8 protein-coding genes are annotated in these 7,276 nt (G+C 71.1%); 5 read left to right on the top strand and 3 right to left on the bottom strand.

What is annotated here, in order from left to right; all coding sequences use genetic code 11:
• Positions 1-42 precede the first annotated feature (42 nt).
• The 3 genes from ABZ887_RS48635 (at position 43) to ABZ887_RS48625 (ending at position 1,157) form a co-directional block, all read left to right on the top strand.
• The gene (locus ABZ887_RS48635; RefSeq protein WP_361305707.1) at positions 43-252 is read left to right on the top strand and encodes an acyl-CoA carboxylase epsilon subunit; all 210 of its coding nucleotides are present in this window, start codon (positions 43-45) and stop codon (positions 250-252) included.
• Between the two features lie 136 nt (positions 253-388).
• Positions 389-517: a hypothetical protein gene (locus tag ABZ887_RS48630; protein WP_361305705.1), complete on the top strand. Its 129-nt coding sequence runs from the start codon at positions 389-391 to the stop codon at positions 515-517.
• A 37-nt stretch (positions 518-554) separates the two neighbouring features.
• On the top strand, positions 555-1,157 hold the full coding sequence (locus ABZ887_RS48625) for a nucleoside triphosphate pyrophosphatase (protein WP_361305703.1): 603 nt from the start codon (positions 555-557) through the stop codon (positions 1,155-1,157).
• Here ABZ887_RS48625 and ABZ887_RS48620 read toward each other — a convergent pair.
• The gene (locus ABZ887_RS48620; protein ID WP_361305709.1) at positions 1,129-1,680 is read right to left on the bottom strand and encodes a hypothetical protein; all 552 of its coding nucleotides are present in this window, start codon (positions 1,678-1,680) and stop codon (positions 1,129-1,131) included. The two genes, ABZ887_RS48625 and ABZ887_RS48620, sit on opposite strands and share 29 nt — an antisense overlap.
• Positions 1,681-2,110: 430 nt before the next feature.
• Here ABZ887_RS48620 and ABZ887_RS48615 point away from each other — a divergent pair, with 430 nt between their 5' ends.
• Positions 2,111-3,883, top strand: a complete 1,773-nt coding sequence (locus ABZ887_RS48615; RefSeq protein WP_361305701.1) for a biotin carboxylase N-terminal domain-containing protein — start codon at positions 2,111-2,113, stop codon at positions 3,881-3,883.
• Positions 3,884-3,972: 89 nt separating this feature from the next.
• Positions 3,973-4,593, top strand: coding sequence for a TetR/AcrR family transcriptional regulator (locus ABZ887_RS48610; RefSeq protein WP_361305699.1), 621 nt, complete (start codon positions 3,973-3,975; stop codon positions 4,591-4,593).
• A 10-nt stretch (positions 4,594-4,603) separates the two neighbouring features.
• Here ABZ887_RS48610 and ABZ887_RS48605 read toward each other — a convergent pair whose 3' ends face one another.
• Both ABZ887_RS48605 and ABZ887_RS48600 read right to left on the bottom strand, forming a co-directional pair.
• Positions 4,604-5,542 carry a DeoR/GlpR family DNA-binding transcription regulator gene (locus ABZ887_RS48605; RefSeq protein ID WP_361305697.1) on the bottom strand — a complete coding sequence of 313 codons (939 nt, stop codon included), beginning with the start codon at positions 5,540-5,542 and terminating at the stop codon, positions 4,604-4,606.
• Between the two features lie 190 nt (positions 5,543-5,732).
• Positions 5,733-7,181 carry an NAD(P)H-quinone dehydrogenase gene (locus ABZ887_RS48600; RefSeq protein WP_361305695.1) on the bottom strand — a complete coding sequence of 483 codons (1,449 nt, stop codon included), beginning with the start codon at positions 7,179-7,181 and terminating at the stop codon, positions 5,733-5,735.
• Positions 7,182-7,276 lie beyond the last annotated feature (95 nt).

The following is a 7,276-nucleotide window of genomic DNA, read 5'->3' as shown; positions in this document are numbered from 1 at the left end:
CCCGAAGAAGCACGGCAACATCCCCCTGTAAGGAGAGCCGCTGTGACGATCAAGGTCATACGGGGCAACCCGACCCCGGAGGAGCTGGCCGCCGCCCTGGCGGTGGTAAGGGCGAGGGCGGCTGCCGCGGCAGCCGCCCCCGAGGGCACCCCCGCGGCGAAGGACGCCTGGTCCGACCCGAGCCGCATCGCCCGCCAACGGCTCCCCCACCCGAGCCCAAGCGCATGGACCCGCACGTACTGGCCCAGCTAGCCACCGGACACCCAGGGGCGCGGGGCTGTATCGATATGCGGCTCCGCCGCGTGGGCGCACCCAAGTGGAACCCCGGGCCCCAATCTGAGTACCCCTACTCAGGCGCCCGAGGTCGGCCAAGCCTCACGCTGGTGACATGCTGTGGTCGGACCCCGAAGACGAGCCGCCGAAGGACCTGCAGGACATGCAGAGAACCCTCCGGCGGCTCGGCGTCTTCCTGGCCCTGGTCATGGTCGTCCTGATGATCGTGCTCGGCGTGAGGTGAGCGACCCTCTGTCGGCCCACCCCGATACGCTGCCCCCATGCGCAGACTCGTCCTCGCCTCCCAGTCCCCCGCCCGGCTGAACCTCCTGCGCCAGGCGGGCCTCGCTCCCGAGGTGATCGTCAGCGGCGTCGACGAAGAGGCCGTCACCGCGCCCACCCCGGCCGACCTGGCCCTCGCCCTCGCGGAGGCGAAGGCGTCCGTGGTCGCCGCCCGCCCCGACGTCCAGGGCGCGATCGTCATCGGCTGCGACTCGGTGCTGGACCTCGACGGCCAGGCCCTCGGCAAGCCGGGCGACGCCGAGGAGGCCACCGCCCGCTGGAAGTCGATGCGCGGCCGGGCCGGCACCCTGCAGACCGGGCACTGCGTGTGGGACACGGCGAGCAAGCGCTGGGTGTCGGCGACCGCGTCCACCGTCGTACGGTTCGGCGAGCCCACCGACGAGGAGATCGCCGCGTACGTCGCCTCCGGCGAACCCCTCTACGTGGCGGGGGCGTTCACCCTGGACGGCCGCAGCGCGCCGTTCATCGAGGGCATCGACGGCGACCACGGCAACGTGATCGGCATCAGCCTGCCCCTGATCCGTCGGCTGCTGGCGGAGCTCGGCGTCGGCATCACGGAGTTGTGGGCGCCGGCGGAGTGAACGGTGCCGCGGGCGGCGTGTCGTTCTTCGCCTCCGGCTCGGGCTCCGGCGCCGGTTCCGGGGCGCTCTCGGAACCGGCCCCGTCCCCGCTCCCGTCGCCGCCCGCCGCCCCGGCACCGCCGGCCGCGTCCGCCACCTGGTCGTACGTCATCAGCAGAAGGACGACGAGCGTGAGGACGACGAGCATGGACAGGAACGCCGTCCAGCCGATCAGGCCCCACGCGACGGCGGCCAGCAGGCCGTGCACGACCGCCACGCTGATCAGGAGCACCCGGCCGAGGCCGGCGGGCGCGCGGTTGCGTACGGCGACCAGGAGGGCCACCAGGCCGCACAGCGCGAAGTAGAGGCCGAAGACGACGGCGCCGGCCTTCGCGGACATCGACATCCTGTCCGGGTCGAGGCCGGCCAGGGACATGTCCTGACGGTCGACGACCACCCCCATGAACCAGTTGAGTGCCGCGATCCCGAATGCCTCGGCGAAGAGTATGACCGCCACCACCCATGCCACCGGTCTGCGCACCACCGGCCCCCACCCACTTTCGTTCACGGCTCGAGCCGAGCCGGTGTTACTTGAAGTACGCCCACCCGCCGCCCGACCACCACCCCTCAAGGAGGCCCTTCGGGCCGAAGCGCCTTCTTCGGCATCGCGAACGCTACTAACGGGTAAACCGCGGGACAAGGGTCCGGTCGGCAGCAAAGAAACGTTGGGCCATTCGTAGGGACTCAACAAAGAAACGGAGTGGGGCGCGGCACGCTCTCACAGAGACCTTGACCACATGACGGAGCTAGGGTTTCCCGAAGGAGTCCTGCGTAGTGAGGTGCGACAAGGGATTTCGCGGGTCGGGTGAGCCTCGCATCACGCTCCGTGTGGGCAAGCTCACCACAGGGGACGGGTCGAAGTGCCGTGTCGGCAGTCCCTAAACTCGGCTTGTTTCAAGGAGGGAGCCTCAATCGTGCGCAAGGTGCTCATCGCCAACCGTGGCGAAATCGCTGTCCGCGTGGCCCGGGCCTGCCGGGACGCCGGGATCGCAAGCGTGGCCGTCTACGCGGATCCGGACCGGGACGCTCTGCATGTCCGCGCCGCGGATGAGGCGTTCGCCCTGGGCGGTGACACCCCGGCCACCAGTTACCTGGACATCGCGAAGGTCCTGAACGCGGCGCGCGAGGCCGGCGCGGACGCCGTCCACCCGGGCTACGGGTTCCTGTCCGAGAACGCCGAGTTCGCGCAGGCGGTCCTGGACGCGGGCCTGACCTGGATCGGCCCGCCGCCGCAGGCGATCCGCGACCTGGGCGACAAGGTGGCGGCCCGGCACATCGCCCAGCGCGCCGGTGCCCCGCTGGTGGCCGGCACCCCGGACCCGGTCTCGGGCGCCGACGAGGTCGTGGCCTTCGCCGAGCAGCACGGCCTGCCGATCGCCATCAAGGCGGCCTTCGGCGGCGGCGGGCGTGGCCTGAAGGTCGCCCGCACCCTCGAAGAGGTTCCGGAGCTGTACGACTCCGCCGTCCGTGAGGCGGTGGCCGCCTTCGGCCGCGGCGAGTGCTTCGTGGAGCGCTACCTGGACCGCCCCCGGCACGTGGAGACCCAGTGCCTGGCCGACACCCACGGCAACGTGGTCGTCGTCTCCACCCGTGACTGCTCGCTGCAGCGCCGCCACCAGAAGCTGGTCGAGGAGGCCCCCGCGCCGTTCCTCTCCGAGGCCCAGGTCGCCGAGCTGTACCGCGCCTCCAAGGCCATCCTGCAGGAGGCCGGCTACGTCGGCGCCGGGACCTGCGAGTTCCTGGTCGGCCAGGACGGCACGATCTCCTTCCTGGAGGTCAACACCCGCCTCCAGGTGGAGCACCCGGTGACCGAGGAGGTCGCCGGCATCGACCTGGTCCGCGAGATGTTCCGGATCGCCGACGGCGAGGAACTCGGCTACGGCGACCCGGAGCTGCGCGGTCACTCGTTCGAGTTCCGCATCAACGGCGAGGACCCCGGCCGCAACTTCCTGCCCGCCCCCGGCACGGTCACCCGCTTCGACGCCCCCTCCGGCCCCGGTGTCCGCCTGGACGCGGGCGTGGAGGCCGGCTCGGTCATCGGCCCCGCCTGGGACTCGCTGCTCGCCAAGCTGATCGTCACCGGCCGCACCCGCGCGGAGGCCCTGCAGCGGGCCGCCCGTGCCCTGGACGAGTTCCAGGTGGAGGGCATGGCCACGGCCATCCCCTTCCACCGCGTCGTCGTCCGCGACCCGGCCTTCGCCCCCGAGCTGACCGGCTCCGAGGACCCCTTCACGGTCCACACCCGCTGGATCGAGACCGGGTTCGTCAACGAGATCAAGCCCTTCGCCGCCCCGGCCGACGCCGAGGCCGACGAGGACAAGGACCGCGAGACGATCGTCGTCGAGGTCGGCGGCAAGCGCCTGGAGGTCTCCCTCCCGGCCGCCCTGGGCATGACCCTGGCCCGCACCGGTCTCGCCGCGGGGGCCAAACCGAAGCGCCGCGCCGCGAAGAAGTCCGGCCCGGTCGCCTCCGGCGACACCCTCGCCTCGCCGATGCAGGGCACGATCGTCAAGGTCGCCGTCGAGGAGGGCCAGGAGGTCAAGGAGGGCGACCTGATCGTCGTCCTGGAGGCCATGAAGATGGAGCAGCCCCTCAACGCCCACAAGGCCGGCACCGTCAAGGGCCTCGCCGCCGAGGTCGGCGCGTCCCTCACCTCCGGCGCCGTGATCTGCGAGATCAAGGACTGACGACACCCCGCACCGCACCGCCCGGCGAACGTCACCCGTTCGCCGGGCACCCGGCTTTCCGGACGACTTCCTGGAGCGTGGAACGCCCCATGCGCGCCGACGCCCGCCGCAACCACGACCGGCTGCTGGCCGAGGCCCGTACCGTCTTCGCCGAGCACGGCACGGACGCCTCCCTGGAGGACGTGGCCCGCCGGGCGGGCGTGGGCATCGGCACCCTCTACCGCCACTTCCCGACCCGGCACGCCCTGATGAGCGCGGTCTTCGAGGACGCGGTGAACGAACTCCTGGACCGTGCCCGCGAGTTGCGGACCGCCCCCGACCCCTGCCGGGCCCTGCTGACCTGGCTCCACGAGGTGGTCGTCCACGCGGCGGCGTACCGGGGCCTGTCGAGGGCCCTGATGTCAGCGTCCCCGGACTCGGCCCTGTCCCGCTGCGGCACCCCGATGCGGGAGGCGGGCGCGGCCCTGCTGACCCGCGCTCAGAACGCGGGCACGGTACGCCCGGACGTACAGATCACCGACCTCCTCCAACTCACCCACGCCATCGCCCTGGCAGCGGAGGAGTCACCCGGAGACCCCGAGTTGGCAAGCCGCTTGCTTACCCTGACTTTGAAGGGACTCAGACCTGAGAAACCTAGGGGCGCGGGGAGCTGCGCGACCAGCCACAGCGGACCCGCACCCGCCCACGAGCCCCACGCCGACGGCGATTAGGCACGCACCCTCACCGCCGCCGCATATCAGCAACCCGCCCCCGCTCAGCCCCTGTCGGCGGCTCCCCCTGAAGCATCGACGCCGACCGCAACCCCGGCCCCTGACTCCGCCGCGGCCCCGGCAGGGCGACGTCCCGACGCTGCTGCTGATGCTGCTGGCGCGCCGGGACCTGGTCACCCCCCGGGTTCCCCGACGCCCCGGCCACGGCGATCTGCACCCCCTGATCGGCAAGGGCCTGCAGCTCGGTGACCGCACGGTCGTCGTGGGCCGGCGGCTCGTCCGTGACGAGCCGGGTGATGAGATCGGTCGGCACGGTCTGGAACATCGTGTCCGTACCGAGCTTGGTGTGGTCGGCGAGGATCACGACCTCCGCGGCGGCCTGCACCAGCGCCCGGTCGACGGAGGCCGACAGCATGTTGGACGTGGACAGCCCCCGCTCCGCCGTCAGGCCACTCCCGGACAGGAAGGCCTTCGACACGCGCAGCCCCTGCAGGGACTGCTCCGCGCCGGAGCCCACGAGGGCGTAGTTGGACCCGCGGAGCGTCCCGCCGGTCATCACGACCTCGACCCGGTTGGCATGGGCCAGCGCCTGCGCCACCAGCAGGGAATTGGTGACGACGGTCAGCCCGGGCACTCTCGCCAGCCGGCGCGCGAGTTCCTGGGTCGTGGTTCCCGCCCCGACCACGATGGCCTCGCCCTCTTCGACGAGACCCGCGGCGAGATCGGCGATGGCCGTCTTCTCGGCGGTCGCGAGATGAGACTTCTGCGGAAAGCCGGACTCCCGCGTGAACCCGCCCGGCAGTACCGCACCGCCGTGCCGGCGGTCGAGGAGTCCTTCTGCCTCCAGTGCGCGCACGTCCCGCCGTACGGTCACTTCGGAGGTCTGGACGACGCGGGCGAGCTCACGGAGCGACACGGCCCCGTTCGCTCGCACCATTTCGAGGATCAATTGGCGACGTTCTGCAGCGAACACGAAACTGACAGTAACCCCAACGACCGTCTGCTTTCAGCAGTTTGCGCCGAATAGCAGAAGTTGTTCGCACAGCAGGGTCGGGAGTGGTATAGGAGCTACCCACCCCGCCTATGCCGCACGCATGACCGACAACTCCCCGTGACCAGCGGGGAGTCGGTTCCGGCCGTCAGAACTCGTTGCCGGCCTTCCGGGTGTGCAGCTGCCGCGCCACCTCGGCGATCGACCCCGAAAGAGAGGGATAGACGGTGAACGCGTTCGCGATCTGTTCGACCGTCAGATTGTTGTCGACGGCGATCGAGATCGGATGGATCAGTTCCGAGGCCCGCGGCGAGACCACCACACCGCCCACCACGATCCCGGTCCCCGGTCGGCAGAACAGCTTCACGAAGCCGTCCCGGATGCCCTGCATCTTCGCGCGCGGGTTGCGCAGCAGCGGCAGCTTCACCACCCGGGCGTCGATCTTCCCGGCATCCACATCCGCCTGCGTGTACCCCACCGTCGCGATCTCGGGATCGGTGAAGACATTCGAAGAAACCGCCTTCAGGTTCAACGGCGCCACCGCGTCGCCCAGGAAGTGGTACATCGCGATCCGCCCCTGCATGGCGGCCACCGACGCCAGCGCGAACACACCCGTCACGTCACCGGCGGCGTACACGCCCGGAGCGGTCGTCCGCGACACCTTGTCGGTCCAGATGTGCCCGGAGTCGCGCAGCTTGACGCCGGCGCCCTCCAGCCCCAGCCCCGCGCTGTTCGGAATGGCACCGACGGCCATCAGACAGTGCGACCCGCTGATGACCCGCCCGTCCGCGAGCGTGACCTCGACCCGGTCCCCGACCCGCTTCGCCGCGGCCGCCCGCGACCGCGCCATGACGTTCATGCCACGGCGCCGGAAGACGTCCTCCAGGACGGCGGCCGCGTCCGGGTCCTCACCCGGCAGCACCCGGTCCCGCGACGACACCAGCGTGACCCTCGACCCCAGCGCCTGGTAGGCGCCCGCGAACTCGGCACCGGTCACACCGGACCCGACCACGATGAGCTCCTCGGGCAGCTCGGTGAGGTCGTACACCTGGGTCCAGTTCAGAATCCGCTCCCCGTCGGGCAGGGCGTCGGGCACCTCACGGGGATGCCCGCCGGTGGCGATCAGCACCGCATCCGCGACGAGCGTCTCCTCGCTCCCGTCCGCCGCGCTGACCACGACTTTCCGGGACCCGTCGAGGGCCTGCATGCCCTCCAGCCGCCCCCGCCCCCGCATGACCCGCGCACCGGCCCGGGTCACCGAAGCGGTGATGTCATGCGACTGCGCGAGGGCAAGCCGCTTCACACGCCGGTTGACCTTCCCCAGATCGACCCCCACCACCCGGGCGGCCTGCTCCAGGGGCGGGGTGTCGTCGGCGACGATGATCCCCAGCTCTTCGTACGACGAATCGAAGGTCGTCATGACCTCGGCCGTAGCGATAAGGGTCTTCGACGGCACGCAGTCGGTCAGCACCGACGCTCCGCCCAGACCGTCGCAGTCGACGACGGTCACCTCCGCGCCGAGCTGCGCGGCCACCAGCGCCGCTTCATAGCCGCCGGGTCCGCCACCGATGATCACGATCCGAGTCACGTACTCCATTGTCCCGCACGCTTCAAGGTGCTACTGCCCGGGGCCGCCACCCGGCGCTCCCCGGTACGTAAGTGACACCCGTGACGCCTGCCGTACCCTCTCTC

The sequence above is a fragment of the Streptomyces sp. NPDC047061 genome (assembly GCF_040643955.1).
Classification (GTDB): Bacteria; Actinomycetota; Actinomycetes; order Streptomycetales; family Streptomycetaceae; genus Streptomyces.
This window is presented reverse-complemented; position numbering and strand designations above follow the sequence as displayed.

Bases quoted from the DNA above. Each gene is read 5' to 3' on its own strand.
- ABZ887_RS48630 (WP_361305705.1), top strand. From the start codon at position 389: ATGCTGTGGTCGGACCCCGAAGACGAGCCGCCGAAGGACCTGCAGGAC.
- ABZ887_RS48625 (WP_361305703.1), top strand. From the start codon at position 555: ATGCGCAGACTCGTCCTCGCCTCCCAGTCCCCCGCCCGGCTGAACCTC.
- ABZ887_RS48610 (WP_361305699.1), top strand. From the start codon at position 3,973: ATGCGCGCCGACGCCCGCCGCAACCACGACCGGCTGCTGGCCGAGGCC.
- ABZ887_RS48600 (WP_361305695.1), bottom strand. From the start codon at position 7,181: ATGGAGTACGTGACTCGGATCGTGATCATCGGTGGCGGACCCGGCGGC.